General features: G+C 60.1%; 24 protein-coding genes. 16 read left to right on the top strand and 8 right to left on the bottom strand.

The window, feature by feature from the left end; translation table 11 throughout:
- Positions 1 to 291 precede the first annotated feature (291 nt).
- The 4 genes from RS75_RS03150 to RS75_RS03135 form a co-directional block, all read right to left on the bottom strand.
- Positions 292 to 1,386 (bottom strand): quaternary amine ABC transporter ATP-binding protein, encoded by a 1,095-nt coding sequence (locus RS75_RS03150; RefSeq protein WP_045017244.1) that lies wholly within the window; start codon positions 1,384 to 1,386, stop codon positions 292 to 294.
- Complete coding sequence (locus RS75_RS03145) at positions 1,379 to 2,287, bottom strand: ABC transporter permease (protein WP_003511991.1); 909 nt, start codon at positions 2,285 to 2,287, stop codon at positions 1,379 to 1,381. Before RS75_RS03145 ends, RS75_RS03150 begins: the two co-directional genes overlap by 8 nt.
- Before the next feature lie 261 nt (positions 2,288 to 2,548).
- Positions 2,549 to 3,559, bottom strand: coding sequence for an ABC transporter substrate-binding protein (locus tag RS75_RS03140; RefSeq protein WP_045017242.1), 1,011 nt, complete (start codon positions 3,557 to 3,559; stop codon positions 2,549 to 2,551).
- Positions 3,560 to 4,052: 493 nt separating this feature from the next.
- Positions 4,053 to 6,152, bottom strand: a complete 2,100-nt coding sequence (locus tag RS75_RS03135; RefSeq protein WP_045017239.1) for a S9 family peptidase — start codon at positions 6,150 to 6,152, stop codon at positions 4,053 to 4,055.
- A 235-nt stretch (positions 6,153 to 6,387) separates the two neighbouring features.
- Between RS75_RS03135 and RS75_RS03130 the strand changes: the two genes are divergently transcribed.
- The 4 genes from RS75_RS03130 to RS75_RS03115 all read left to right on the top strand — a co-directional run bounded on the left by RS75_RS03130 (position 6,388) and on the right by RS75_RS03115 (position 9,810).
- A complete protein-coding gene (locus RS75_RS03130) occupies positions 6,388 to 6,789 on the top strand; it encodes a DUF930 domain-containing protein (protein WP_045017236.1) in 402 nt (133 codons plus the stop codon).
- Positions 6,790 to 6,893: 104 nt separating this feature from the next.
- Positions 6,894 to 7,802 (top strand): dihydrodipicolinate synthase family protein, encoded by a 909-nt coding sequence (locus RS75_RS03125; RefSeq protein ID WP_045017346.1) that lies wholly within the window; start codon positions 6,894 to 6,896, stop codon positions 7,800 to 7,802.
- 52 nt (positions 7,803 to 7,854) lie between these two features.
- Entirely contained in the window at positions 7,855 to 8,595 is a 741-nt protein-coding gene (locus RS75_RS03120) for a polysaccharide deacetylase family protein (RefSeq protein ID WP_045017233.1), read from the top strand.
- A 138-nt stretch (positions 8,596 to 8,733) separates the two neighbouring features.
- Positions 8,734 to 9,810: a bifunctional transcriptional activator/DNA repair enzyme AdaA gene (locus RS75_RS03115; protein WP_045017230.1), complete on the top strand. Its 1,077-nt coding sequence runs from the start codon at positions 8,734 to 8,736 to the stop codon at positions 9,808 to 9,810.
- A gap of 65 nt (positions 9,811 to 9,875) precedes the next feature.
- Here the strand turns inward: RS75_RS03115 and RS75_RS03110 are convergent, their stop codons facing one another.
- Both RS75_RS03110 and RS75_RS03105 read right to left on the bottom strand, forming a co-directional pair.
- Entirely contained in the window at positions 9,876 to 11,060 is a 1,185-nt protein-coding gene (locus RS75_RS03110) for an AI-2E family transporter (protein ID WP_045017227.1), read from the bottom strand.
- A gap of 84 nt (positions 11,061 to 11,144) precedes the next feature.
- Positions 11,145 to 12,005, bottom strand: coding sequence for a VOC family protein (locus RS75_RS03105; RefSeq protein WP_045017224.1), 861 nt, complete (start codon positions 12,003 to 12,005; stop codon positions 11,145 to 11,147).
- 280 nt (positions 12,006 to 12,285) lie between these two features.
- Here RS75_RS03105 and RS75_RS03100 point away from each other — a divergent pair, with 280 nt between their 5' ends.
- From RS75_RS03100 to RS75_RS03085, 4 genes are all read left to right on the top strand, one after another.
- Positions 12,286 to 12,696 (top strand): universal stress protein, encoded by a 411-nt coding sequence (locus RS75_RS03100; RefSeq protein WP_045017222.1) that lies wholly within the window; start codon positions 12,286 to 12,288, stop codon positions 12,694 to 12,696.
- A gap of 59 nt (positions 12,697 to 12,755) precedes the next feature.
- Complete coding sequence (locus RS75_RS03095; protein ID WP_045017220.1) at positions 12,756 to 13,076, top strand: TraR/DksA family transcriptional regulator; 321 nt, start codon at positions 12,756 to 12,758, stop codon at positions 13,074 to 13,076.
- 309 nt (positions 13,077 to 13,385) lie between these two features.
- Entirely contained in the window at positions 13,386 to 14,054 is a 669-nt protein-coding gene (gene trhA / locus RS75_RS03090) for a PAQR family membrane homeostasis protein TrhA (protein WP_045017219.1), read from the top strand.
- Between the two features lie 122 nt (positions 14,055 to 14,176).
- A complete protein-coding gene (locus tag RS75_RS03085; protein ID WP_045017218.1) occupies positions 14,177 to 14,674 on the top strand; it encodes a GNAT family N-acetyltransferase in 498 nt (165 codons plus the stop codon).
- Positions 14,675 to 14,694: 20 nt separating this feature from the next.
- Here RS75_RS03085 and RS75_RS03080 read toward each other — a convergent pair whose 3' ends face one another.
- Both RS75_RS03080 and msrB read right to left on the bottom strand, forming a co-directional pair.
- Positions 14,695 to 15,321 carry a LysE family translocator gene (locus RS75_RS03080; RefSeq protein WP_045017216.1) on the bottom strand — a complete coding sequence of 209 codons (627 nt, stop codon included), beginning with the start codon at positions 15,319 to 15,321 and terminating at the stop codon, positions 14,695 to 14,697.
- 129 nt (positions 15,322 to 15,450) lie between these two features.
- The gene (gene msrB, locus RS75_RS03075; protein WP_003512009.1) at positions 15,451 to 15,858 is read right to left on the bottom strand and encodes a peptide-methionine (R)-S-oxide reductase MsrB; all 408 of its coding nucleotides are present in this window, start codon (positions 15,856 to 15,858) and stop codon (positions 15,451 to 15,453) included.
- Between the two features lie 207 nt (positions 15,859 to 16,065).
- Here msrB and RS75_RS03070 point away from each other — a divergent pair, with 207 nt between their 5' ends.
- From RS75_RS03070 to ros, 8 genes are all read left to right on the top strand, one after another.
- Positions 16,066 to 18,432, top strand: a complete 2,367-nt coding sequence (locus RS75_RS03070; protein ID WP_045017214.1) for a putative monovalent cation/H+ antiporter subunit A — start codon at positions 16,066 to 16,068, stop codon at positions 18,430 to 18,432.
- Complete coding sequence (locus RS75_RS03065; protein WP_045017212.1) at positions 18,429 to 18,848, top strand: Na+/H+ antiporter subunit B; 420 nt, start codon at positions 18,429 to 18,431, stop codon at positions 18,846 to 18,848. The genes RS75_RS03070 and RS75_RS03065 overlap by 4 nt, the downstream gene beginning before the upstream one ends.
- Entirely contained in the window at positions 18,848 to 19,225 is a 378-nt protein-coding gene (locus RS75_RS03060; RefSeq protein WP_003512021.1) for a Na+/H+ antiporter subunit C, read from the top strand. The genes RS75_RS03065 and RS75_RS03060 overlap by 1 nt, the downstream gene beginning before the upstream one ends.
- Before the next feature lie 19 nt (positions 19,226 to 19,244).
- On the top strand, positions 19,245 to 20,822 hold the full coding sequence (locus tag RS75_RS03055; protein ID WP_045017208.1) for a Na+/H+ antiporter subunit D: 1,578 nt from the start codon (positions 19,245 to 19,247) through the stop codon (positions 20,820 to 20,822).
- Positions 20,819 to 21,313: a Na+/H+ antiporter subunit E gene (locus RS75_RS03050; RefSeq protein ID WP_045017206.1), complete on the top strand. Its 495-nt coding sequence runs from the start codon at positions 20,819 to 20,821 to the stop codon at positions 21,311 to 21,313. The genes RS75_RS03055 and RS75_RS03050 overlap by 4 nt, the downstream gene beginning before the upstream one ends.
- Entirely contained in the window at positions 21,310 to 21,696 is a 387-nt protein-coding gene (locus tag RS75_RS03045) for a cation:proton antiporter (protein WP_045017203.1), read from the top strand. Before RS75_RS03050 ends, RS75_RS03045 begins: the two co-directional genes overlap by 4 nt.
- Positions 21,693 to 22,025, top strand: coding sequence for a monovalent cation/H(+) antiporter subunit G (mnhG, locus tag RS75_RS03040; protein WP_045017201.1), 333 nt, complete (start codon positions 21,693 to 21,695; stop codon positions 22,023 to 22,025). The genes RS75_RS03045 and mnhG overlap by 4 nt, the downstream gene beginning before the upstream one ends.
- 431 nt (positions 22,026 to 22,456) lie before the next feature.
- Complete coding sequence (gene ros, locus RS75_RS03035) at positions 22,457 to 22,885, top strand: MucR family transcriptional regulator Ros (RefSeq protein WP_045017199.1); 429 nt, start codon at positions 22,457 to 22,459, stop codon at positions 22,883 to 22,885.
- The last annotated feature ends 128 nt before the right edge of the window (positions 22,886 to 23,013 follow it).

The raw sequence follows: 23,013 nt of genomic DNA, 5'->3' as shown, positions 1-23,013 counted from the left end.
TGCCTGAAACTTGCGCTTGCTGCATTGCAACGACGTTCCCGGCTTGACAGGCGGCAAAGGGGTGCTTCGTTTTTAGATGGGGCGCAGATATGCGGGGGAGATTTGTGCGACGGAGACGAGGGAGGGGGACCCTGGCGTGGACAGGTCTTGCGCCCCACACTCGACGTCATCCTCGCCCTTGAGGCGAGAATCCATTTTACGACAATAAGCTCCCGGCCATGGATCCTCGCCTCAAGGGCGAGGATGACGTCGAGTGGGGGGCAAGGCGTGTCGACGCCCGGAATGCACGGGTCACGCCGTTTCCTTCTCGGCCAATGCAATCGGTTCCCGGATTGACATCCCCTCGATCTCGGCCTCGGGTTGCTGCGCTGCGGGCGTGACCATGGCCGCCACCAGCGTGTCGAGGCCGATGGCGCCGACCGGCTTGCCGTCTTCATCCACCACATGGGCGTTGGTCTCGTTCGCCTCCGACATATCGCGAGCGATGGTTTCCAGCGTTGCATTTTCCGGCACGGACATGCCCCAGGGTTTCGCCGTCGGCGGTTCCATCACTGTGGTCGCCTGAAGCACGCGGCTGCGATTGACGTCGCGCACGAAGTCGGTGACGTAACCATCCGCAGGGGACAGGATGATGCTCTGGCCGTCGCCCTGTTGCACCACTTTGCCGTCTTTGAGGATGGCGATGTGGTCGCCGAGCCGCAAAGCCTCGTCGAGATCGTGGGTGATGAACACCACGGTCTTTTGCAGCTCCTGCTGAAGATCGAGCAGCATCGTCTGCATATCGACGCGGATCAGCGGATCGAGCGCCGAATAGGCCTCGTCCATCAGGAGAATGTCGGCATCATTGGCAAGCGCGCGGGCAAGGCCGACACGCTGCTGCATGCCGCCGGAAAGCTGGTTCGGATAATAATCCTCATACCCGTCCAGACCGACGCGATTCAGCCAGTAACGGCCTTTCTCCTCGCTGTCCTTGCGCGGCATGCCCTGAATATCGAGGCCGTAGACGCTGTTTTCCAGCACAGTGCGATGCGGCAGGAGGCCGAATTTCTGGAACACCATCGCCGTTTTGTGGCGACGGAACTGCCGCAGTGCCGAGGCGCTCATACCGCAGATATCCTCGCCGTCGTAGAGAACCTCACCCGCTGTCGGATCGATCAGCCGGTTGATGTGGCGGATCAGCGTCGACTTGCCGGAGCCGGAAAGCCCCATGACGACGGTGATCTTGCCGCCCGGCATGGTGATGTTGATATCGTTGAGACCGAGCACATGGTTGTGTTTGTCGTTCAGCTCGACCTTGTCCATCCCGGCCCGCACCGCTTCGAGGTATTTCTCGGGATGCTTGCCGAAGATCTTGTAAAGATTCTTGATTTCGATGCTTTTAGCCATGGGAAACCTCGCGGTATTTCTGCAGACGTTTGCCGAAAGCCTGGCTCGCCCGGTCGAACATGATGGCGATGGCGACCAGAGCGAAACCGTTCAGGAAGCCCACCGTGAAAAACTGGTTGTTGATGGCTTGCAGCACATTCTTGCCCAGCCCGCCGACACCGACCATGGAAGCGACGACGACCATGGCGAGCGCCATCATGATGGTCTGGTTGATGCCGGTCATGATGGTGGGCAGCGCAAGTGGCAGCTGCACATTGAACAGCTTCTGGCCGTTGGAGGAGCCGAAGGCGTCTGCCGCTTCCAGCACTTCCCGGTCCACGAGGCGGATGCCGAGGCTGGTGAGGCGGATGACCGGCGGAATGGCGTAGATCACCACCGCAATCAGGCCCGGCACCTTGCCGATGCCGAAAATCACCACCACGGGGATGAGATAAACGAAACTCGGCAGGGTCTGCATCACGTCGAGCACGGGATTGATGATGCGCTGCAAGCGTTCGGAGCGCCCCATCAAAATGCCGAGCGGGAGGCCGATGACGATGGCGATCAGCGTGGCGATGGCGACGATGGAGAGCGTCGTCATGGCGTCACGCCACAGGCCGACGGCGCCGATCATGAGCAGGGAGATGGCGGTGCCACCGGTGATCTTGAAGCTGCGCCCGGCCAGATGCACGATCGCCAGAATGACCAGCATGGTCACGATCCACGGGGTCTGGATGAACAGCCGCTCCGAGGAATTGAGGAAGAGTTGCAGCGGATGCACGATCACATCGATCGCATCGCCGTAATTGCGCACAATGTCGCGAAAACCGTCATCGATGGTCTTGCGTGCCACGCGCATCGTGCCGTTGTCGATGGCCGGAAACTTGCACAGCATATCCGGCAGATAGTTACAGAGGGCCATTATTGTTGTTTTCCCTTTGGTTATAGGAGGCAGGATGGGCGTGGAGGTCGGAGCGCGGAGCACCCCCCCTCTGTCCTGCCGGACATCTCCCCCTCAAGGGGGGAGATCGACCTGCGGCGAGGTCTCGCCCATCACAAAAGTTGCGATTTGGAGGAAAGGGTGCGCCCTGCCGATCTCCCTCCTTGAGGGGGAGATGCCCGGCAGGGCAGAGGGGGGTAAAGCCACGGATAGAAACCGAAGCTTCCCCCTTCTGTCAGGCGATCACATCGAAGCCTTGATCTTCTCCGCCACCTCGGGCGAAACCCACTTCGTCCAGATATCCTCGTGGTTTTCGAGGAAATATTCCGCGCCGTCCTCGTTGGTGCCCTGGTTCTCGTCCATCCAGGCAAGGACTTCTGCGACCGTCTTGTTGTCCCAGTTGCGAGCCTTGATGTAATCCATCGTCACGCCGGCCTTGCTTTCGAAGTCCTTGGTGATGACGGTGTAGACATCGGCCACCGGATAGGCGTTGACCTTGGGGTCGGCGCAATCGACCTTGGCTGTGCAGTCGTCGAAATGGGCACGGTCGAGTTCGACGCCGTCATCCAGCTTCACCATTTCGTATTTGCCGAGAATGGCGGTGGGCGACCAGTAATAGCCGAGCCAGCCCTGCTTCTTTTCGAAGGCATTGGCGATGGAGCCGTCAAGGCCTGCGGCCGAACCGGTATCGACTAGGGTGAAGCCCTTTTTGTCGCCTTCGCGCGCCTTGTAGAGATTGGTGGTCGTCACTTGGCAGTTCCAGCCGGACGGGCAATTGTGCACGGCGCCCTTGCTGGCATCTTCCGGGGCGGGGAAGAGTTCGGGGTGTTTCAGCGCATCCTCGACGGTCTTGATATCAGGATGTTCGTCGGCGATGAATTTCGGAATCCACCAGCCTTCGACGCCGCCTTCAGTCAGGATTTTCGATGCTTCGATCATGCGGCCTTCCTTGACGGCCGCATCCAGAGGCTCGCGCACGGCATTCACCCACAATTCGGGCGCCATATCCGGCTGGCCTTTTTCGTTCATGGAGGCAAAAGTCGGCATGGTGTCGCCGCTGATGACGTTGACCGTGCAATCATAGCCGTTTTCCATGATGAACTTGTCGACGTAAGCCGCGACACCTGCGGATGCCCAGTTCATTTCGGCGATGGTGACGTTGCCGCACTCTTCGGCGGCATTGGCGGAATTTGCTGCACCGGCAGCGATGAAAAAGCCCGTTACGAGAATGGTCGAGGCCAGGAGTTTCTTCATGGGAGACCTCCAAGTCTGATGCAGTGTTTTCAACTGGCAAAGCGGGAGCACTGCAAAGCCCGGATTGCCAAGGGCGAACTGACATGGCGCGTGAAAATGCCGAAAAAATCCGGCGTTAAGAATATCCGCAAGACGTGTTGCAGGGTTGCCGCAGGAAGGGCGGCGAAAAGGCGCATGAATATGTCAACGACCGGCATAATACGGCCAGAAAGTGATATTGCAACGTGAAATGGCGCATTGCAGCTATGCGCTCAATTTTCGCAGGATTTTATAACGTCGTATAATACATGGGCGTTATTTTAATTTATGCAGGATATATTTTAAGTTGCAGTAACTGGAAATAAAAATTCATCTGTGACGGAAGTGGTGTTTATAGAAAAATCCAAGTCGAGTTTTTGTGGAAAAAAATATTCATAAAGAGGTTTTTGTGGGTATTTTCGTCCCACATGAGGCCGGGCGGCGGTTGAATCGCCGCCCGCTCTAAGTCAGTCCGTCACACGGCGTCCTTGCCCGCCACCTTCAGTGCGAAGGCATATTCGAAGGCGATTTCCTCCAGCCGCTGGAAACGGCCGGACTTGCCGCCGTGGCCCGCAGCCATATTGGTCTTGAGCAGGATGGGGGCTTCCCCGGTCGTCTTTTCGCGCAGCTTTGCCACCCATTTGGTCGGTTCCCAATAGGTCACGCGCGGATCGGTCAGGCCGGAAAGCGCCAGAATCGGCGGATAGGCTTTCTCGCCGACATTGTCATAGGGGCTGTAGGCGGCGATCCACTGATATTCCTCTTCCGATTCCAGCGGATTGCCCCATTCCGGCCATTCCGGCGGGGTCAGCGGCAACGTATCATCAAGCATGGTCGTCAACACATCCACGAAGGGAACGGCGGCGATGATGCCGGCGAACTTCTCCGGCGCCATGTTGGCGACAGCACCCATCAGCATGCCGCCGGCCGAACCGCCTTCCGCGATGATGCGGTCATAGGAGGTAAAGCCTTCCTGAACCAGATGATCGGCGGCAGCGATGAAGTCCTTGAACGTGTTCTGCTTGCCCTCCATCTTGCCGGTTTCGTACCACTCGAAACCCTTGTCCTTGCCGCCGCGAATATGGGCGATGGCATAGATGAAGCCACGGTCTGCCAAGGACAGCGTGGTGGTGGAGAAGGAGGCGGGAATGGAGATGCCGTAAGCGCCATAGCCATAAAGCAGGCAGGGGGCGGAACCGTCGAGCGCCACGCCCTTGTGATAGAGCAGCGAGACCGGCACCAGTTCGCCGTCATGGGCGGGCGCCATGATGCGGCGGGTGATGTAATCGTCCGGATTGTGGCCGGAGGGCACTTCCTGGGTTTTCAGCAGCGTGCGCTCGCGTGTCACCATGTCGTAATCGAACAGCTGGCTCGGCGTCGTCATCGAGGAATAGGAGAACCGGATGACGTCGGTGTCGTATTCCGCAGCGCCGTGCAGGCCGAGCGAATAAGCCTCTTCGGCAAAGGCGATGGAATGTTCCTCGCCGCTCCTGCGATCGCGGATGACGATGCGCGGCAGGCCGTCGCGGCGTTCCAGCCAGATCAAGTGGCGGGCATAGGCATCGACGGAGAGAATGAGGCGGCCCGGCTCGTGCGGGACGATCTCCTTCCAGTTTTCCTTGCCCGGCGCAGTAACCGGCGCTTCCATGATGCGGAAATCCTTGGCGTCGCCGTCATTGGTGAGGATGTAGAAGACGTCGCCGCCTTCGCACATCGAATATTCGATGCCCTCTTCGCGCTCCGCCACGACGGCAGGCTCGGCCATCAGGTCCTTCGTGGAAAGAATGCGGTATTCGCTGGTTTCATGGTCGTGAATGTCGATGAAGATGAAATCGTCCAGAACCGAAGCGCCGACACCCATGAAGAAGCCGGGGTCCTTTTCCTCATAGACCAGCCGGTCGGCCGATTGCGGCTCGCCGATAATGTGGTGGAAGACCTTCGAGGGGCGGTGGTTCTCATCCTGGAGCGTATAGAAGAAGCTCTTGCCATCAGGCGCCCACGCGCCACCACCGCCGGTATTTTCCACGACGTCGGCAAGGTCTTCGTCGGTTTCGAGATTGCGGATGCGTAGCGTGAAATATTCCGAGCCCTTGTCGTCATAACCCCAGATGCCGTGACTGTGATCGGAAGACTGGTCGAGACCGGCGAGACGGAAATAGTCCTTGCCCTCGGCCTCCTTGTCGCCGTTCAGCAGCACATGTTTTTCGCCGCCGTCGCGCGGGGTGCGGAAATAATGTGGCTGCTCGCCGCCGGTGACATACAGTGTGCCATAGGCATAAGGCCCGTCATTGACCGGAACGGAGGAATCGTCCTGCTTGATGCGGCCCTTCATCTCCTCGAACAGCTTCTCCTGAAGCGCCTTGGTGTCGCCCATGGCCGCTTCCATATAGGCGTTTTCCGCTTCCAGATGGGTGCGGATCGCCGGGTCGAGAAGGGTAGGGTCCTTGAACATGGCCTGCCAGTTATCGGCCCGGAACCATGCGTAGTCGTCGGTGCGGGTGATGCCGTGATGCGTGTCCTGAACGGGCCGTTTTTCGGCGGTCGGTTGAGCGGGCAGGTTTTTGAAAATCGGCAAGGGAAACTCGCTTTCCTGTAAAAATCCGTGGGCGGTACCAGATGCGGCACCAAGATGTAGAGCGCCCCTCCCGGCCGATCAAGTTTCAAATCTCCACAGCCGTAATGAGGCTTGGGCACAATTTCGTCAGCTTTCGATCACATTTTGGCAATATCTGGCAAATCGGCGATGATGCACGCCGGCCACCGGTCTGCCGCTCATCGACAAGAACAAACGAAAAAACTGACAGGATCCCATGCGAAAGCTTCTTCCCGCTGCCCTTTCTGCCTTTTTCCTTGCCTTGCAGGCTTTCACGCCCGCTTTCGCGATAGATGCCAGCGTCATGCGGCAGTTGAACGCGCTCGCTCCCGAGGAGCGCCTGGAGCAGCGCTGCGATATCGAGGCGATGGAGAGGATAGCGACCGAGCAGAAGGGCATGCGGCCGGACAAGGTCATCGCCTATACATTCGGCGATCCCGAGGTTGGCAATAATTCCATCAAGGCGCCGGGTGCGGTCTTCAGAAGCGCCGGCGAATGGTATAAGCTCAAATACAAGTGCCAGCTCAAAAGCGACAGCCTCAGCATCCAGTCCTTCGACTACCGCGTCGGCGACAGGATCCCTGAGGAGCAGTGGAAGAAGTTGTATCTTTACGACTGATCGCCGATTTTTCGGCTGCCGATGAGACTTTAGTCCCCGCTTTTCTTGCCGCCCCATCCAGCGCTCTGTAACCCTGTTCCCCGATCGAAATGAGGGACATGGACATGGCGACGCGATTCAAGGGACTTTCGGCTTTTCCGATCACGCCGGCCGATGAGGCCGGGCGGGTGGATACGCAAGCCTTTTCGGCTCTCATCGAGCGGCTTGATACGGCGGCGGTCGATTCCGTCGGCATTCTCGGCAGCACCGGCATCTACATGTATCTGTCGCGCGAAGAAAGACGCCGGACAGTCGAGGCGGCTGCGGCGGTCCTCAAGGGCAAACGCACCCTGATGGCCGGTGTCGGCGCGTTGCGCACCGACGAGGCCGTGGCGCTGGCGAAGGACGCGGAAGCCGCCGGTGCGGATGCGCTGCTTCTCGCACCCGTTTCCTACACGCCGCTGACGCAGGAAGAGGCCTATCACCACTTCGCCGCCGTCGCTGGCGCAACGGCCCTGCCGCTCGCCATCTACAACAACCCATCGACAACCCGGTTTTCCTTCAGCGACGAGCTTCTGGTGCGGCTTGCCTATATCCCCAATATCCGCGCCATCAAGATGCCGCTGCCGGCCGATTCGGATTATGCAGGCGAGCTTGCACGGCTGCGGCCGAAACTCACCGACGGTTTCGCCATCGGTTACAGCGGCGATTGGGGATGTGCCGAGGCGACGCTTGCGGGAGGCGACACCTGGTACAGCGTCGTTGGCGGCCTGCTGCCGGTTTCGGCGCTGCGGCTGATGCGGGCCGCTGAAGGTGGCGATGCGGAGGAGGTGCGCCGGATCGATGCGGCCTTCCAGCCGCTCTGGGCGCTTTTCAAGGAATTCGGCAGCATCCGCGTGGTCTATGCCGCCGCAAACATGCTGTCATTGACGGTGTGCGAGCCGCCCCGGCCGATCCTGCCGCTGACAAGTGCTGAACGCCAGCGGGTGGAAGAAGCGCTGGACGCCTTGTCTTCGCTGGAAGCCGCGCCATAATTCGGGCGTTTTGCAGGCGGATTGCCACGTCCTCACATTCCGGAAAATGAAAATGCTGCGTCGCCTGCCTTTCACCAGTCTGCCCTTTGCCGCTCTCTTCCTGTCTCTCTCGACCGCTGCTTTCGCGGGCACGGGTCTTGTCGAGCCGACCCTGAAAATGACGCCACGGCATGACGGCAAGGTGCGGGTAGCGATGACGCTGGACGCCTGCATGGGCAAGACCGATCACCGCATCCTCGATACGCTGGTGAAGGAGAAAATCCCGGCAACGATCTTCGTGACCGCCCGCTGGCTGAAGCATAATAGCGAGGCGCTCGCCGTGCTCATGGCGCATCCGGATCTGTTCGAGATCGAAAATCATGGCGAAAACCATGTACCGGCGGTGGACAAGCCCGTCTCCATCTACGGCATCGCCGCCGCCGGCTCTGAAATCGCGGTCGAGCAGGAGGTCGAGGGCGGCAGGCAGGCGATCGTCGCGGCCACCGGTCTTCAGCCGCAATGGTTTCGCGGCGCGACGGCGAAATACACCACCTCGTCCATGATCATCATCAACAGGCTCGGCATGCGGGTGGCGGGTTATTCCGTCAATGGCGACGGCGGTTCGCTGCTTGGCGCCGCCACGACGGCGAAACACATCGCCTCGGCCAAGGACGGCGACGTCATCATCTCCCACATCAACCAGCCCACGCATGAGGCGGGCGAGGGTGTGGTGAAGGGCCTTTTGGCGCTGAAAGCCCGCGGCGTGATTTTCACCCGCCTCGACGACCCGTCCTTTGCGCCGCCGGGGAATTGAGCGGAGCGGCTTTCTCCTCATTCCTGTGACAAGCACAGGAATGAGGTAGGCGAGGGTGCGTCTGCGTCCGTCATACATCCCCACATCCACGCCCGTTTTTCGGCGGCGCGCCGGCAAAATTTGCGTTAGCATCCTCTCATGCTGTTCAAACGACCCGACACCGAGACCCTGTATTCCGCCCTTGTGAACAAGGACCCCGCCTATGAAGGCGTGGCCTATGTGTGCGTGACCTCGACGAAGATTTTCTGCCGTTTCACCTGCACGGCGCGAAAGCCGAAGATCGAAAATTGCCGGTTCCGCGAGACCATCGCCGAATGTCTGGAGGCGGGCTTCCGCCCCTGCAAGCGCTGCAAGCCGATGCTGTCCTATGGTTCCGCCGACGAGACCGTCACTGCACTTTTGACGGCGCTGGAAAACGAACCAGCGCGGCGCTGGCGCGAGGAGGATGTGGTGGCGATAGGCCATGATCCCTCCACCGTGCGCCGCACCTTCAAACGCCGTTTCGGCATGAGTTTTCTGGAAATCGCGAGACTGCGGCGGCTGGGGGATGCGGCGACAAGCCTCGCGTCAGGTGAAGCTGTGATCGGCGCGCAGATCGATGCGGGTTACGAATCCGGCAGCGGTTTCCGCTCGGCCATCAACCAGTTTTTCGGCACGTCTCCCACCGCCATGAAGGGCAAGGGTTTCCTGAAGGGCGACTGGATCGACACGCCGATTGGCCCGATGCTGGCGGTTGCCGACGACCACGCCCTGCATCTCCTGGAATTCGCCGACCGGCCGGCACTTCCGGCCGAACTGAAGCGGCTGAAGGCTCGCACCGGCGCGGACATGGTGCTGGGCAGGACACCTGTGACCGGCCAGATCGCGACGGAACTCGCGGCCTATTTTTCCGGGCATTCGGCAGCCTTCGAAACCCGGCTTGCGGGCCACGGCACGCCGTTCGAGCGTGACGTCTGGCGCGCATTGCGGGAGATTCCGGCGGGTGAGATCGTCAGCTATTCTTCGCTTGCGACGTCGATGGAAAGGTCGTCCGCCGTGCGCGCCGTTGCCCGCGCCAATGGCGCCAACCAGATCGCCATCGTCGTTCCCTGCCACCGGGTGCTGGGGGCGGATGGCAGCCTGACCGGTTATGGCGGCGGGTTGTGGCGCAAGAAATGGCTGATCGAGCACGAGCGCCGCATGGCGAACAAGACGGCCCTGTCGTTGGCATCCTGAAGGGCCTTGGCGCGTTTTATCGCATTTTCGGGCGGAAAACCGGTACCCACTTTTCCTGGAACTGCTTAATCCGGCAGTTTGGGAACGACCCGGCGCGACGGAAAGAGTTCCCGCGTCAATGTCATGGCGATCAGTGACAGCGGCAGCGCCAGCATGGCGCCCGCAGCCCCCCACATCCATGTCCAGAAGATGATCATCACGAAGACGAGGAAGGGGTTTATCTCCATGTTGCGGCCCACCACCGCCGGAAAGGCGAGGTTTTCCATCAACAGGTGAATGGTGAAGAAGATCGCCGCCGGCAGCAGCGCCAGAATGATATTCTCATGGGTGATGATGCCTGCCACCGTCAGCGAAATCGTCATGGCGGTGATGCCGAGAAACGGCACGAAGCTGGAGAGGAAGGCGAACAGCCCCCATAAAAGCGGCATGGCCAGCCCGCCGAAATAGGCGATGACCACCATCGTCACGCCAAGCCCGGCATAGATCAGCGCCGCCGTGGCGAAATAGGTGCCGAGCACCTCTTCCACGGAACCGATGATGCGGATGGCCCGTAGCCTCTGGTGCCGGGCCGGAAAGGCCATGATGATCGCCTTGCGCAGCCGCAGCCGGCTGTAAAGGAACATCAAAAGCGCCGCGAGGAAGATCAGTCCCTGAATGACGGCGGGGGTGACGTTCGAACCGAGCACGGAAATGATCTCGCCGCTGCGCGAAATCAGCGATTCCATCGACATTGACCCCATGCTGAAGGTCGCCGCCGAAATATTCAGCCATCGCAGACTTTGCAGATAGGGCAGGAAGCGGTCGATGCTGCGTTCGATCAGCGCCGGTCCTTCCGTGGCGAGCTGCGACAGCGGATCGATCAGCGAATTGACGACGAGAAACATCACCGCCGCCACAAGGGTTGAGAGAATGAGCGCGACGCCGAAGCCGGGAATGCCGTAGGAGCCGAGTTTTTCCGCCGCGATGCCGAGGATCATGCCCACGACGATTGCCATCACCACCGGGATGAGGATGAGCGACAATTCGTGAATGACCGCCATCGATACGATGACGAAGATGCCGATCACCGACCATGCGACGACCACATCCAGCGCTTCCCGGCCAAGCGGTTGCTGGCTGCGCGCATCGTCGCGGCGCGATCCGTGCGTCGGCGTTTCCAGCGGATCGGCTCTTGCCACCGCAACGGCCCCATTGTTGGCAGCAGCGCTGGCCACAGTGCCGGTTTTGTCCGGTCTGGCATTTTCATTCATCGAACAGTCCCCCCAATAAAGTGAGAAACGTTCGAAAAATGTGGCGGTTCCGGGGCGGCGCCAAATTTCTGCCGCCCCGTTTCGTTACGCGGAAAGCTTGAGACCGATGCCCCAGGGATCTTTGAGGGCGATGCCGTCGCTTTGCCGTTCCGTGGCGATTTCCAGCCGGTCGAGTGCGGCGATGGCGTTGTCGAGAGCCGCGCTTTCGTTGAATTTCAAAGAATAACCGGAAAGGCCGGTCATATTGTCCTTGCGTTCCGTGGCGCCGCGGCTGTTCCAGATATTGGCCGCGACATGGTGATGATAGGCCCCGGAGCCGAAAAAGCTGGCCCCCGGATACCGCGCCATGATCTTCAGCCCCAGCACGTCCTGATAAAATTCATCCGCCTGCGGAATATTGCCGACCTGCAGATGGATGTGGCCGATCGCCGTTCCCTCGGCCGCACCGTTGAAGGCCGTCTTCGGTGCGTCGTCGTAAAGCGCCTGAAGATCGAGGCGCAGCGTGGCCATCTCCACCGTGCCATCCTGCTGGTATGTCCATTCGGACGGTGACCGGTCGCGATAGACCTCGATGCCGTTGCCCTCCGGGTCGGCGAGATAAAGCGCCTCGCTGACCATATGGTCGGACGCGCCCTGAAGCTGGATGTTGTTGTGGGCGGCATGCGCCAGCCAATGGGCGAGATCCTGCCGGCTCGGCATCAGGAAAGCGGTGTGGAACAGGCCTGCGGCATTGCGCGGCGCGCGTTCCGCAGCACCTGATGTGGAAAGCGTCAGCAGCGGCTGGCCGTTGACACCTAAAACCTCACCGCTCGGGCTTTTCTCGATGACGGAAAGACCGATGATCTTCTGGTAAAAATCCGACACGCGCGGCAGATCGTGAACGACGAGATGAGCCTGGCCGACATAAGCCGGGCGCGTCAGGGCGAATTGTTTGATTTCACTCATCATAATCTCCATATTGAATCCGATGCGCCGAGGCGTGGATCGCCCGTCGCCGACATCGGCCGACGCCGCTTCGCGGCGTTTGTCGAAAGTGAATATGGGCGGATTTCGTCGTTCAGCAAAGATCGCCGTCTGGCGATTGACCGTCCACTATTCGTTGACAATGCTCGGTTCCGGCTCTCGTCCCGGCTTTGACGTCGATCAAGGCGAAGGACGCGCTGGTGGGGAAATATGAGCTTGAGCCCGACACGCAAAACGGCAGATTACGCCAAAGGAGACAACCATGTACAAAAAGATCATCGTACCGGTAGACCTCAGCGCCATCGACAAGGGAGAAAAGATCCTTGCCAAGGCCAAGGCGCTGCTGGATGTCGACGGCGAGATCGTTCTCATCAACGTGGTCGAGGAGTTGCCCGGCTACATGGCGATCGACCTGCCTGTCGACCTCATCGAAAATGCCATCAAGGACGCCAAGACGAAACTTTCGGACATTCAGGCAAAGGCCGGGTTCAAAGGCAAGCACGAGATCAGAAGCGGCGCGCCGGCGCGTGAAATCATTGCGGCTGCTGAAGAGCACAAGGCCGATCTCATCATCATCGCATCGCATATGCCCGATTTTACCAACTATTTCATCGGCGCCACCGCCGACCGCGTGGTGCGCCACGCCAAGTGCTCGGTGCTGATCGACCGGTAAGGCTTGAGGTTACAGGGTTGCGGGCGAATATCCGCCCGCACCGGCTGGAGGAGAAGACCATGAATGTCGAAAGTTACGAGAAAATCCTGCGCGACCGCCAGCGCGAGCTTGATAGCCGCCTGCACAGGATCGAGGCCGATTTCGAGGAGCCGCGCAACCCCGATGACAACGACCGCGCCGTCGAGCGCAACAATGATGAGGTGCTGGACGAACTGGGGCAGGTGGGGCAGGACGAGCTGCGCGCCATCGACGCAGCCCTCGGCCGCATCGCGAACGGCACTTTCGGCACCTGCGTCAAATGCGGCAAGCGGATTTCGGAAGACCGGCTGAAGGCCGTGCCTTACACGCCGTTTTGCCAGGAATGCGCTGCGGCGCTTTGAGGCGTGACGTTGCCACTTGTTTCTTCTCCCCGCCGGGGAGAAGGTGGCCCGAAGGGTCGGATGAGGGGGAACCCTCACCGAATATCTCTACCCCCCTCAACCCGCTGCCGCGACCTTCTCCCAGGCGGGGAGAAGAAACAAGTGGCACGCGCCCGCTCCACAGGCGATTGCTCGGGTTAGTGGCATCACCCAACCTCTCATTTCGCAACAGCCACGAACGCAATTTGATCGCCGTTAACCCGCCGCTGTCTTGTTCCTGTCTAATATTGCCGTCATGCTTGGTCAAAAGCAGGCAAACGGGTATGGATTATGAGTAACGTGTGGCGGTTTGGGCGCCAGTATGATTTTCACGAGATCGTCGCCGATGGCATTGTGCACGGCGTCGGCATCGTGTTCGCGCTGGTGGGCGCCACGGCGCTTATTTTTTACGCCACCGCCTGGGGCAGCCTCAGCGCCATTGCGGCCGCCTGGATTTACGGTCTGGGTCTGGTCGCCTGTCTTTCCGTGTCCTTCACCTATAATATCTGGCCGCATTCCAACGTAAAATGGTTCCTGCGCCGGCTGGATCATTCGGCGATCTTCATCCTGATCGCCGCCACCTATACGCCGTTCCTGATGCGCGGCATTCACGAGCCGTTGATTGCCACCATGCTGGGGCTGATCTGGCTTGCCGCCATCTGTGGCATATTACTGAAATGCGTGTTTCCCGGCCGTTACGACCGCGTCGCCATCGGCCTTTATCTCGCCATGGGCTGGAGCGGTATCATGGTGGTGCAGCCGCTTTCGTCACATCTGGCGCCCGTCACGCTCTGGCTGATCGTCGCCGGCGGCGTCATCTATTCGCTGGGCGTGATTTTCCACGTCTGGGAAAAGCTGCGGTTCCAGAACGCCATCTGGCACGGCTTCGTGGTTGCCGCCGCCGTTGTCCACTATGTCGCCGTGGTCACCTCGTTCAGCCTCGTTCCCCTCGCATCCTGAAGAGTGCTTCCTGATATCGAGGGGGCACTGGACAGCCATCCACGCCATCGCCTAATGCTCGCCTGAAGATCGCGACGGCAAGACCGCCGGCGCGGTGCAGGCAAGAACGAGGGTGAACGATAATGAGCGTGGAACTGCGCGATGCGACCGTGGACGATCTCTCCGGCATCATGGAGATTTACAACGATGCGGTCCTGAACACGACGGCGATCTGGAACGAGGTGCTGGTCGATCTGGAAAACCGCAAGGAGTGGTTCGCCGCCCGGAAGTCACGCGGCTTTCCGGTCCTCGTCGCCATCCTCGACGGCAAGGTTGCCGGTTATGCTTCCTATGGCGACTGGCGCGCCTTTGACGGTTATCGCCACACCCGCGAACATTCGGTCTATGTGCATAAGGACGCCCGCGGCCACGGCATCGGCAAGCGGCTGATGCGGGCGCTCATCGACCATGCCTCAGGCAATGACGTGCATGTGCTGATCGCCGCGATCGAATCGGAAAACACAGCCTCCATCCGCCTGCACGAAAGCCTCGGTTTCACGGTCGCGGGCCGATTTTCGGAAGTCGGCACCAAGTTCGGCCGCTGGCTGGACCTGACCTGCATGGAGCTGAGACTAAGCTAACACCTCGGCGAGGATGTCAGTCAGGCGGGACGCCGGGCGAAGGCGAGCATGACGCCGAAAGCCATCATCATCGAGCCGCTGATCCGGTTGACGCGCTTCAGGGCGCGCGCATTGCGCATGAGACCGGACAGTCGCGAACCGACAAAGGCATAAACGGTAATCGCCACCACTTCGAGCAGCAGGAATATCCCGCCCAGCGTGGCGAAACTCTGCCAATAGGCGTCCTGCTGGATGAATTGCGGGAAAAAGGCGGTGAAGATCAGGATGGCCTTCGGATTGCCGGAGGCGACGAAAAACTCCTGCCGCAAATGGGTCCTGAGAACATTGCCGTTGCCCGAGGATACATCGGGAGCGGTAATGTCGGCCTTTGAGCGCATGAGCTTGAAACCGATCCACAGCAGGTAAAGAACGCCGATCCATTTGATCAGCGAAAACATCATCTCGGACGCCATCAAAAGCGCGCCTAACCCCAGCGCGGCAATCGCGATCATGCCTGCGAAAGCGACCAGCCTGCCGCTTGCCGCCATCACCGCCGTCGCCATGCCGTATCGCGCACCGACCGTCATCGACAGAAGATTGTTCGGCCCGAACGCCATGTTCAGGGCAAAGCAGGCGGGAATGAAGATGAGAATGGTTTCGAGCGCCATGGTCGTGATCCGGAAAGAGCGAGATGGCGATGATCTCACTCTCCGGCCCGGCTGTCGAGACGGCGGCATCAAATACAAAGGCCGGCGAGGAAGCCGGCCTTTCACCTGTCTTTTATCAAGCCTCTTTTATCAAATCGGTTCGAACACCATCGAATGGCCGTTGATGCAATAACGCAGGCCGGTGGGCGGAGGGCCGTCCGGGAAGACGTGGCCGAGGTGGCCGCCGCAATTGGCGCAGCGTATTTCGGTGCGCACCATGCCCAGCGTCGCATCGCGATGTTCCGTCACGGCGCCCGGTTTCACCGGCTCGAAATAGCTCGGCCAGCCGCAGCCCGCATCGAATTTGGTGTCGGAGAGGAACAGCGGCTCGTCGCAGGCGGCACAGCGGTAGAGGCCTTTCTGGAATGTATCCCAGTAGGGGCCGGTGAAGGGGCGCTCGGTGCCGTGCTCGCGCAGGATGCGATATTGCTCCGGCGTCAGCTGCTCACGCCAGTCGGCATCGCTCTTGTTCACTTTGGGAGATGTCAGATCGCTCATGGAATGATCCTTTCTGTTCCTGCCAGAAATAGTCATCGCTGCGGCCGATTGAAAGAGGCTAAATGTTATAACGAGTACGTTATGTGCGGGGGGCGAGAGTCGATTTGGGTTGAGATAGCGGTGCCTATGCCTTAACTGAAAAATCCGATTTGAAAAAGAACGCCATTCATTGGCGCGCAGGGGTGGGGGACACCCCGGGAGATGTGAATGACATCAGATGTCACGCCGCTGACATTCCTGTCGCTGTTTTTGCCGTTTCTGGCAGCGCTCGCCGCACCGGTGCTGGTGAAAAAATTGGGTCACAATGCCGCGTGGATATTGGCGATCGCGCCGGCGTTGGCTTTCGTGCACTTCGCGCTGATGCTGCCGGAGGTGGCGGCGGGCGGCGTGGTGACAGGCGGTTACGCCTGGGTTCCGAGTTTCAACCTCAGCTTCTCCTGGTTCATCGACGGCCTGTCGCTGACATTTGCGCTTCTCATCACCGGAATCGGCCTGCTGATCGTGCTTTACGCGGGCGGCTATATGAAGGGGCATCCGCAACAGGGCCGCTTCCTGTCTTTCCTGCTCTTGTTCATGGGCGCGATGCTCGGTGTCGTGGTCTCCGACAGCCTGCTGATGCTGTTCGTTTATTGGGAACTGACCTCCATCACCTCCTTCCTGCTGATCGGCTTCGATCATACGCGTCCCGCCGCACGCCGTGCCGCCTTGCAGGCGCTGGTGGTGACCGGCGGCGGTGGTCTTCTTTTGCTCGCCGGGCTGATTTTCATCTGGGACATGAGCGGCATGACGCAATTGTCGATGCTGGTGCGCGGCGGCGATATATTGCGCGACAGCCCGTTCTATCTGGCCGCGCTGCTTCTGGTTCTCGGTGGCGCCTTCACCAAATCGGCGCAGTTTCCGTTCCACTTCTGGCTGCCCAACGCCATGGAAGCGCCAACGCCGGTTTCCGCCTATCTGCATTCGGCGACCATGGTGAAGGCCGGCGTCTATCTTCTGATGCGCCTCAACCCCGTTCTTGGCGATACCGCCGCCTGGCAGATCCTGCTGCCGTTCTTCGGCGGGTTGACCATGCTCACCGGCGCGCTGCTGGCCGTGCGCCAGACCGATCTGAAGCTGATGCTGGCCTATACCACGATGTCGTCGCTCGGCCTGCTTGTCATGCTGACCGGCTTCGGTTCGGACCACGCCATCGAGGCGGCAGTGCTTTATCTGGTGGCGCATTCGCTGTTCAAGGGCGCGCTGTTCATGGTCGCCGGCATCATCGACCACGAGACCGGCACCCGTGACGTGACGAAGCTTGGCGGCTTGCGCAAGGCCATGCCGATCACCTTTGCGGCGGCGCTGGCGGCGGCGATTTCCATGGCCGGCCTGCCGCCCTTCTTCGGCTTTCTCGCCAAGGAAGAGATTTATTATGCGCTGGCGCATGGCAATCCCCGCGCAGTGCTGTTCACCGGCGTCGCCATTCTCGGCAACGCGCTGATGTTCGCCGTCGCCTTCGCCGTGGGCTTGAAACCCTTCATCGGCAGGCCGGTCAAGACCCCCAAACACGCACATGAGGGGCCGATCCTGCTCTGGCTCGGCCCGGCGCTATTGGCGGTGAAGGGGCTGACCATCGCGCTTTTTTCCGGCATCGCGCATTTCTACATTTCGACACCCATGGCGAGCGCTATCGCGGGCGAGGCGCGCCCGGTGGAAATCTCGCTCATTCCTCATATCGGCGTGCCGCTCGGCCTGTCGCTGCTGACGATCGCGCTCGGCGTCGTCCTCTATACGCAGCTATCCACTGTCCGTGGCCTGATGGTGCGCAGCTTCAAGGCGCTGGGGCCGGGGCCGGACAGGGGCTTCGACGTGTTCATCGCGGCGCTGGTCAAAATCTCGTTCCATGTGACGCGGCTCATCCAGCCCGGCAGGCTGGAATTTTACGTCACCGCCACATTCGCCATCGTCGCCGCCGCGCTGCTTGCGCCGCTGTTTCTCTATGGCGAACTTCCGGCCATGCCGGCATGGCCGCGCGACATGAAGATCCATGAGCTGACCTTCGTCGCCATTGCGGTTGCGGGCCTTGTCGCGGTGCTGACGGCTTCCAGCCGGCTTACCGCCATCATCGCGCTCGGCATTCAGGGTTTTGCCGTGGCGGTCATCTTCCTGCTGTTCGGCGCACCGGATTTGTCCTTCACGCAATTCATGGTCGAGACGCTGTCGGTGGTCATTTTGACGCTGGTGATGACGCGGCTTCGCCTGTCGCCGTCAGACCATCGCGGCCGTGGCCAGAAGCTTCTCGACAGCACCATCGCCATCGCCTGCGGCACCGGCTTCGCCCTGTTCCTGATGCGGGCGACTGAAGCGTCGTTCGACAATCGCCTCACCGATTTCTATAACACCTATTCCAAGGTCATCGCCCACGGGGCGAATGTGGTGAACGTCATCATCGTCGATTTCCGTGGCACGGATACGCTGGGCGAGATCGCGGTAGTGATGATAACAGGCCTTGCCATCCTCGCGCTCATCCGCATCCGCCCGGCCGCCGTCAAGGGACCGGCCAAAACCGCGAAGAAGAAGGGAGCACGGGCATGAACACGCTTATCCTGCGCACCGTTGCCCCTGTCGTCACCAGCCTCATGGTGCTGTTTTCCATCTTCGTGCTGCTGCGCGGCCATAACGAACCTGGCGGCGGTTTCATCGGCGGGTTGATTGCGGTTTCGGCGCTGGCGATCTACGGCATCGCCTATGGCGTGGCGGCAGTCCGGCGCGCCATCGTGTTTCATCCGCTCGCCATCGCCGGCGCGGGGCTGCTTATGGCGATGCTGTCCGGCCTCGTCTCGATTGCCGCAGGCGTGCCCTTCATGACCGGGCTCTGGGTCTATCCGAGCCTGCTCGGGGTCGAGATGCCGCTCTCCACCGTCATGTCCTTCGATATCGGCGTCTACCTCGTCGTGGTCGGCGCCATCACCTCCATTGCGCTTGCGCTGGAAGAAAGGGACAGCGACTGATGGAAGCGGTCTTCTCCATTCTCGTCGGCATCTTCTTCTCGGTGGCGATCTATCTGATGCTCTCGCGCCACAGCATCCGCATGCTGCTCGGCATCGCGATCCTTGGCAATGCGGTCAACCTTCTGCTGTTCACGGCGGGAAGGCTGACGCGCGAAGTGCCGCCGATCATTCCGCCCGGCATGGACGCCCTGCCGGCAGGCGCGGCCAATCCGCTGCCGCAGGCGCTGATCCTGACGGCGATCGTCATTTCCTTTTCCTTCTTCTGTTTCCTTCTGGTGCTGACCTGGCGTGCGTTCCAGGAATTGCAGACGGACGATACGGACGAAATGCGCACCGCAGAACCGGCAGGCGAGCCTTTGCCGCCGCTCGGTTATTGAGCGGGCGGGGCACAGACACATGGCTTCATCCACCACTTCCGCAATCTCCGATCTTTCCGCAGCACTCGTCGTCACGCCCGTGCCATTGTCCGACTGGCTGATCATTCTTCCCGTCGCGCTCTCGATCGGCGCAGGCGCGGTGCTGATGATGCTGCGCCACGCCATGCGCTGGCATGCGCCCATTGCCATCACGGCGCTCGTCCTGCTGGTGCTGCTCGATGCCGCTCTGTTGTGGAAGGTCGTGACCGAGGGGCCGTTCACCATGGTCATGGGCCGCTGGCTGCCGCCCTTCGGCATCGCGTTCACGGCTGATCTCACCGGCACGCTGCTGTCGCTCACGGCCGCCATCGTCGCGCTTGCCGCCGCCATCCATGCCAGCGCCGATATCGACGCCAGCGGCAGGCGATACGGATTTTATCCCTTCCTGATGCTGCTGATGGCGGGTGTCACCGGCGCATTTTTGACCGGCGACCTCTTCAACCTCTATGTCTGGTTCGAGGTGCTGCTGATTTCGTCCTTCGGTCTGATCGTACTCGGCTCCACGCGCGAGCAGATCGATGGCGCGCTGAAATACGCCATTTTGAACCTCATCGGCACGACGCTGTTCCTGATCGCAGTCGGTTATCTCTATGCCATCTTCGGCACGCTCAACATGGCCGATATCGCGCTGAAGGCGACCGGGCTGCGGGACACTGCACCGCTGATGACGCTTGCCAGCCTCTTCACTCTCGCCTTCGCCATGAAGGCGGCGGCTTTCCCGGTGAATTTCTGGCTGCCCGCATCCTATCACACGCCGCGCATCGTGGTTTCCGCGCTGTTCGGTGGCCTGCTCACCAAGGTCGGCATCTATGCGCTGCTGCGCGTCATGGTCATGCTGTTTCCGGTGGAGCGGGAGGAGCTGAGCATGGTCATCGCCATCTCTGCGGCGCTGACCATGGTGCTGGGCGCCATGGGCGCGCTTGCCCAGAACGACATCCGCCGCATGCTCGGCTACATCGTCATATCAGGCATCGGCTACATGATGGCGGGTATCGCCATCGGCACGCCTTCCGGTGTCGCGGGCGCGATCTTTTACGCGCTGCACTCCATGGTGCTGATGACGGCGCTTTATCTCGCTGCCGGCCACGCCGCGCGTCTCGGCGGCGGCTTTACCCTGTCGTCGCTCAGCGGCCTTTACCGGCAGGCTCCATGGTTTTCGGGCCTTGCGCTCGCATTGTTTTTCGCAGGCTCCGGCCTGCCGCCCTTTTCCGGCTTCTGGCCGAAGGTCGTTCTCGTCAAATCGGCGATCGATATCGGCGCCTGGTGGCTCGCCACCGCCATTCTCGCCTCCGGCTTCATCACCACCATCGCCTTCGGGCGGGTCTTCCTTCTGTGTTTCTGGCGACCGGCGGCGGCATCCACCGGCCAGCCTCCGGCACAGCCTGCGTCACCATTGGCTGTCCCGTCTTTCGCGCCGCTGGTCGGGCTGACATTGCTGGTGGTGTTTTTCGGCCTGTTTCCGGAAAGCCTGCTCAATCTCAGCCAGCAGGCGGCGGCGGGACTGGGCAATCCTGAAGCCTATATCCAGTCGGTATTTTCCGGGGGAGGCAGACCATGAGCCTCTATGTCGTGCAATTCCTGTTCGTCGCCGTGTGGCTTGCCGTAACCGGCAGCGTCACGCTGGCGAACATCCTCTTCGGTTTCATCGTCTCGCTGCTGGCGCTCGGTCTTATCCGCCACCAGATATCCGGCGGCGGTGGGGGTAAAGGTGGAGGGCGCCGGTTGCGTCCTGTCCGCGTGCTGTCGTTATTGCTGCTGTTCTTCAAGGAGCTGGCGTTGTCGGCCTGGAAGGTTGCCGTCATGGTGACGCGGCCGAAGCTGAACGTGCAGCCCGGCATATTCGCCTATCCGCTGGCGGTGGCGACTGATTTCGAGATTACGCTGCTCGCCAACCTCATCACGCTGACACCCGGTACGCTTTCGGTCGATATTTCCGAGGACAGAAAAACGCTCTACGTCCACGCGATCGATTGCAGCGATATCGAAGCCGCGAAGAACGACATCAGGAACGGTTTCGAAAAAAAGATCATGGAGGCGTTTCAGGGATGACGCCGGAACACATCGTTTCATTTGCAACTATACTTGCCACGGTTGTCCTTTCAGCCGCCTTTTTGCTGACAGTATATCGCGTTGTTGTTGGCCCCACCTTGCCGGACCGGATTGTCGCGCTCGACATGCTGGTCGGCATCGCCATCGGCTTCATTGCGGTCATCGCCGTCCGCACCGGCGTCGATCTTTATGTCGATATCGCCATCGCGCTCGGGCTGGTCGGTTTTCTGGCCACGGTGGCCTTTGCCCGCTTCGTGCTGTCACGCGGCGCGGATGGCCGGCGCAGATCGCAAACGGTGCTGGACGGTGAGCGGGCGTCGGAAACCGATGAAAATCCCGGGAGACCCCAGCAAGGTCGCGGAAAGAGAAAGGGCGGACGATGATGGACTGGTTCTTGGCTATTCTGGTTGCGGCGCTTACCCTCTCAGGCGCTGCTTTTTCACTGATCGCGGCGATCGGGCTCAATCGTCTGCCCGATGTCTACACCCGCATGCACGCGGCCTCCAAGGCCGGCACGGTGGGTTCTGGCCTGCTGCTTCTGGCCGTGGGCATTCACTCCATGGAACTATCGACGCTGGCGCGGGCGCTTGCCGGCTTCTTTTTCTTTGTTCTGACAGCGCCGGTCTCCGCACATCTTCTTGCCATGGCTGCACACAAGGCAGGTTATCCACTGTCCGATAAATCGGTAGTTGATGACCTAAAGAAAATTTGAAGTTGAATTACCCCTCAATAACAGGGGGTGTTCGTTTTCCATTACTACTTGGCATAGTATTTTATTACCCGTAATTTTTTGTATTCGAATTAGACTGTTTTGAACTGAAAAATTCATAATAGGAATTTGACTTTTGCTGTTTTGATGCTATCCAAATTAAGTGTAAAGTTGCTAGTCGTGACTTGCATCTAGCCTCTTCATAGTCGGCATAGGCATTTTATTAATGTCTAATCTATGGTCTGTCAGACCATTGCTGCCCATGTCGCGGGCACAAGTTGAATCTCGGATCAATTCGTTTCCGGTTTTCGCTTGAAATCTAGGGGTAGATTTCACGTTGGTTTCAACAGGGCGAAGGTGGGGCACCGGGTAACTTCACATCGCTCGATGCGGCGTTCGTCCGCGTCAGGGGATCAATAACAGGAGATACTTAAATGACGGAAACTGCATACGGTAACGCCCAGGATCTGCTGGTCGAACTGACGGCGGATATTGTGGCTGCCTATGTTAGCAACCACGTCGTTCCGGTAACAGAGCTTCCCGGCCTTATTTCGGATGTTCATACGGCACTCAGCGGAACATCGGCACCGGCATCGGTGGCGGTCAATGTTGAAAAGCAGAAGCCTGCCGTGTCCGTTCGCAAGTCGGTTCAGGACGATCATATCGTCTGTTTGGAGTGCGGCGGTTCGTTCAAGTCGCTCAAGCGCCATCTGACGACGCATCACAGCATGACACCGGAAGAATATCGCGAAAAATGGGATCTGCCGTCCGACTATCCGATGGTTGCTCCCGCCTATGCCGAAGCCCGTTCGCGGCTCGCCAAGGAAATGGGTCTCGGTCAGCGCCGCAAGGCAAACCGTTGATTTTTTAAAGACGAATCATGTCGGCCGTTTCTTCTCCCCGGCGGGGAGAAGGCGGCAGGGCATGCCGCAAAACTCGATCCTTTCGCCGGCCGGTCTCTTGACCGGCTTTTTTATTGCCGCGCATAATT

Origin of the sequence: Rhizobium nepotum 39/7 (genome assembly GCF_000949865.1) — a bacterium.
Lineage (GTDB): Bacteria > Pseudomonadota > Alphaproteobacteria > Rhizobiales > Rhizobiaceae > Agrobacterium > Agrobacterium nepotum.
The sequence above is the reverse complement of the archived record's forward strand: the minus strand, read 5'-3'. Positions and strand labels throughout refer to the sequence as shown.

Excerpts from the sequence above, each read along its gene's own strand:
- RS75_RS03150 (WP_045017244.1), bottom strand. The coding sequence starts at position 1,386 with ATGGCTAAAAGCATCGAAATCAAGAATCTTTACAAGATCTTCGGCAAG.
- RS75_RS03110 (WP_045017227.1), bottom strand. The coding sequence starts at position 11,060 with ATGAATGAAAATGCCAGACCGGACAAAACCGGCACTGTGGCCAGCGCT.
- RS75_RS03105 (WP_045017224.1), bottom strand. The coding sequence starts at position 12,005 with ATGAGTGAAATCAAACAATTCGCCCTGACGCGCCCGGCTTATGTCGGC.
- RS75_RS03115 (WP_045017230.1), top strand. The coding sequence starts at position 8,734 with ATGCTGTTCAAACGACCCGACACCGAGACCCTGTATTCCGCCCTTGTG.
- trhA (WP_045017219.1), top strand. The coding sequence starts at position 13,386 with ATGAGTAACGTGTGGCGGTTTGGGCGCCAGTATGATTTTCACGAGATC.
- ros (WP_045017199.1), top strand. The coding sequence starts at position 22,457 with ATGACGGAAACTGCATACGGTAACGCCCAGGATCTGCTGGTCGAACTG.
- RS75_RS03065 (WP_045017212.1), top strand. The coding sequence starts at position 18,429 with ATGAACACGCTTATCCTGCGCACCGTTGCCCCTGTCGTCACCAGCCTC.
- RS75_RS03060 (WP_003512021.1), top strand. The coding sequence starts at position 18,848 with ATGGAAGCGGTCTTCTCCATTCTCGTCGGCATCTTCTTCTCGGTGGCG.
- msrB (WP_003512009.1), bottom strand. The coding sequence starts at position 15,858 with ATGAGCGATCTGACATCTCCCAAAGTGAACAAGAGCGATGCCGACTGG.
- RS75_RS03070 (WP_045017214.1), top strand. The coding sequence starts at position 16,066 with ATGACATCAGATGTCACGCCGCTGACATTCCTGTCGCTGTTTTTGCCG.
- RS75_RS03145 (WP_003511991.1), bottom strand. The coding sequence starts at position 2,287 with ATGGCCCTCTGTAACTATCTGCCGGATATGCTGTGCAAGTTTCCGGCC.
- RS75_RS03045 (WP_045017203.1), top strand. The coding sequence starts at position 21,310 with ATGACGCCGGAACACATCGTTTCATTTGCAACTATACTTGCCACGGTT.
- mnhG (WP_045017201.1), top strand. The coding sequence starts at position 21,693 with ATGATGGACTGGTTCTTGGCTATTCTGGTTGCGGCGCTTACCCTCTCA.
- RS75_RS03140 (WP_045017242.1), bottom strand. The coding sequence starts at position 3,559 with ATGAAGAAACTCCTGGCCTCGACCATTCTCGTAACGGGCTTTTTCATC.
- RS75_RS03080 (WP_045017216.1), bottom strand. The coding sequence starts at position 15,321 with ATGGCGCTCGAAACCATTCTCATCTTCATTCCCGCCTGCTTTGCCCTG.
- RS75_RS03095 (WP_045017220.1), top strand. The coding sequence starts at position 12,756 with ATGAATGTCGAAAGTTACGAGAAAATCCTGCGCGACCGCCAGCGCGAG.
- RS75_RS03130 (WP_045017236.1), top strand. The coding sequence starts at position 6,388 with ATGCGAAAGCTTCTTCCCGCTGCCCTTTCTGCCTTTTTCCTTGCCTTG.
- RS75_RS03100 (WP_045017222.1), top strand. The coding sequence starts at position 12,286 with ATGTACAAAAAGATCATCGTACCGGTAGACCTCAGCGCCATCGACAAG.
- RS75_RS03050 (WP_045017206.1), top strand. The coding sequence starts at position 20,819 with ATGAGCCTCTATGTCGTGCAATTCCTGTTCGTCGCCGTGTGGCTTGCC.
- RS75_RS03055 (WP_045017208.1), top strand. The coding sequence starts at position 19,245 with ATGGCTTCATCCACCACTTCCGCAATCTCCGATCTTTCCGCAGCACTC.
- RS75_RS03120 (WP_045017233.1), top strand. The coding sequence starts at position 7,855 with ATGCTGCGTCGCCTGCCTTTCACCAGTCTGCCCTTTGCCGCTCTCTTC.
- RS75_RS03085 (WP_045017218.1), top strand. The coding sequence starts at position 14,177 with ATGAGCGTGGAACTGCGCGATGCGACCGTGGACGATCTCTCCGGCATC.
- RS75_RS03125 (WP_045017346.1), top strand. The coding sequence starts at position 6,894 with ATGGCGACGCGATTCAAGGGACTTTCGGCTTTTCCGATCACGCCGGCC.